Annotated in this window: 2 protein-coding genes; one reads left to right on the top strand and one right to left on the bottom strand. The window is 63.3% G+C overall.

Annotation, left to right across the window (positions count from 1 at the left end; all coding sequences use genetic code 11):
• Positions 1-15 precede the first annotated feature (15 nt).
• On the top strand, positions 16-1,071 hold the full coding sequence (locus Q0341_RS07135) for a quinone-dependent dihydroorotate dehydrogenase (protein ID WP_299511550.1): 1,056 nt from the start codon (positions 16-18) through the stop codon (positions 1,069-1,071).
• A gap of 10 nt (positions 1,072-1,081) precedes the next feature.
• Here Q0341_RS07135 and Q0341_RS07130 read toward each other — a convergent pair whose 3' ends face one another.
• Positions 1,082-1,921 (bottom strand): thioesterase family protein, encoded by an 840-nt coding sequence (locus Q0341_RS07130; RefSeq protein WP_299511548.1) that lies wholly within the window; start codon positions 1,919-1,921, stop codon positions 1,082-1,084.
• Positions 1,922-1,957 lie beyond the last annotated feature (36 nt).

Here is a 1,957-nt window from a genome sequence, read left to right as displayed (position 1 = left end):
GTCTGGAATTATCCAATGTCCCTGATCCCTTATTGCTTGGCCCGCCCCTTTTTGTTCAAGATGGACCCGGAGGCGGCACACGACCTGACCATTGAAGGCCTGGCCCGTACGCAAAACACGCCGTTTGACCGCGCTTACCGCCAGCCCTTTGTGGCCCACCCCATCACGCTGGCAGGCCTGCGATTCCCAAACCGTGTGGGCATGGCTGCGGGCCTGGACAAAAACGCCCGCTGCATCGATGGCTTGGGTGCCATGGGCTTTGGCTTTGTGGAGGTCGGCACCGTCACCCCCAAGGCGCAGCCGGGCAACCCCAAGCCCCGCATGTTTCGCCTGCCCGATGCCAACGCGCTGATCAACCGCCTGGGCTTCAACAACGACGGTCTGGACGCCTTCATCGCCAACGTCAAGCGCTCCCAATTCCGCCAGCAAGGCCGCCTGCTGGGCCTGAACATCGGCAAAAATGCCGCCACGCCCATCGAGAACGCCACCGACGATTATTTGATCGCGCTGGCGGGCGTGTACCCGCATGCCGACTATGTGGCGGTGAACATCTCCAGCCCCAACACCAAAAACTTGCGCGCCTTGCAAAGCGACGAAGCGCTGGATGGCCTGCTGGGCGCCCTGGTGGCGCGGCGCGAAGAACTGGCCGCAGAGCATGGTCGCCGCGTGCCCATGTTCCTGAAAATCGCACCCGATCTGGACGAAACGCAAGTCGGCGTGATCGCTGCCACGCTGCAAAAACACGGTATGGACGGCGTGATCGCGACCAACACCACGCTGGCACGCGATGCGGTGAGCGGCTTGGCGCATGCTGAAGAAATGGGCGGCCTGTCGGGCGCACCTGTCCTGGCCAGCAGCAACCGCGTGATTCGGCAGCTGCGCAACGCGCTGGGCAAAGACTTCCCCATCATCGGCGTGGGCGGCATCTTGAGCGGGCACGACGCGATTTCTAAAATCGAAGCGGGCGCTGATGTGGTGCAGATTTACACCGGGCTAATCTACAAAGGCCCTGCCCTGGTCACTGAAGTGGCAAGCGCGCTGCAGCAAATGAAGCTTGCAAGTTCACGTTGATTGCTGGCGCTCAGTCCTTGAAATACACCAGCTGGTGCGTGCTCGCCAGCAATTGGCCTTCAGGACTCCAAAGTTCGCCGGTCTGGTCAAAGTAGCCATGGCGGTAGTTGAGCGCCTTGGCCACGCCCAGCACATGGCGTGTGCCCACCTGCGCCAGCAAAGCGCTATCGGCATGAAAGTAGGTGGTGAGGGACACCGTCCCGATCATGGCCCGGCGGCGGCGGCGGATGTAGATGCGCGGGAAAAAACTGTCGCTGATGGCTGCCAAAGAAGCAAAGTCCAGTGCCCGCTCAGGCTCGTCGCGCAACCACAAGGTCGAGCGCGAGTGGCTTTGCTCCTGCTCGTCAAAGGCGCTGGGAAATGCGCCTTCGACAAAACGCATGTCGTAGCGCTGCGGCCAAGCGGGCATCCCTTTGACCGGCATGCGGGTCACCGCATCGGGGGCAGGCATGTTGGCTGGCATCACCGCCTCGACAGCCGACCAAGTCTCGCGTCGCACGGCAAACACCGCCGTGGCGGTCGCCACCACGCCGCCCGCTTGGTGCGCCTCGATGATCCAGTGCTGGGTGGAGCGGTTGGTGCGCACAGGCCTCACCACAAAACGGATCTCCCCATCGGCCACCGGGGCCGCAAAGTTCACGGTCAGGGCCACGGGGTCGCCCAATCGGTCCGGGTGCAGCAAAGCTGACTGCAGCAACTGCGCAGCGGTCGTGCCGCCAAAAGGGCCGATCATGTTGGCGTAAGCAGGGTGGGTCGCGCCCGTGAATTCGTGGGGCGCCGTGGCGCGCAGGTCGAGCGCTTCGTCGAGGGGGTGCATGCGGTCGGTGCGGTCGTTCTGGGGCGTGATCATGCGTCCAATGATAGGAGCGCTGGGGCGTCTCACACT

This window comes from uncultured Limnohabitans sp., from assembly GCF_937889215.1.
Classification (GTDB): domain Bacteria; phylum Pseudomonadota; class Gammaproteobacteria; order Burkholderiales; family Burkholderiaceae_C; genus Limnohabitans_A.
Note: the sequence above shows the minus strand (reverse complement) of the source record. Positions and strands in the feature narration are given on the sequence as shown.

Bases quoted from the DNA above. Each gene is read 5' to 3' on its own strand.
- Q0341_RS07135 (WP_299511550.1), top strand. From the start codon at position 16: ATGTCCCTGATCCCTTATTGCTTGGCCCGCCCCTTTTTGTTCAAGATG.
- Q0341_RS07130 (WP_299511548.1), bottom strand. From the start codon at position 1,921: ATGATCACGCCCCAGAACGACCGCACCGACCGCATGCACCCCCTCGAC.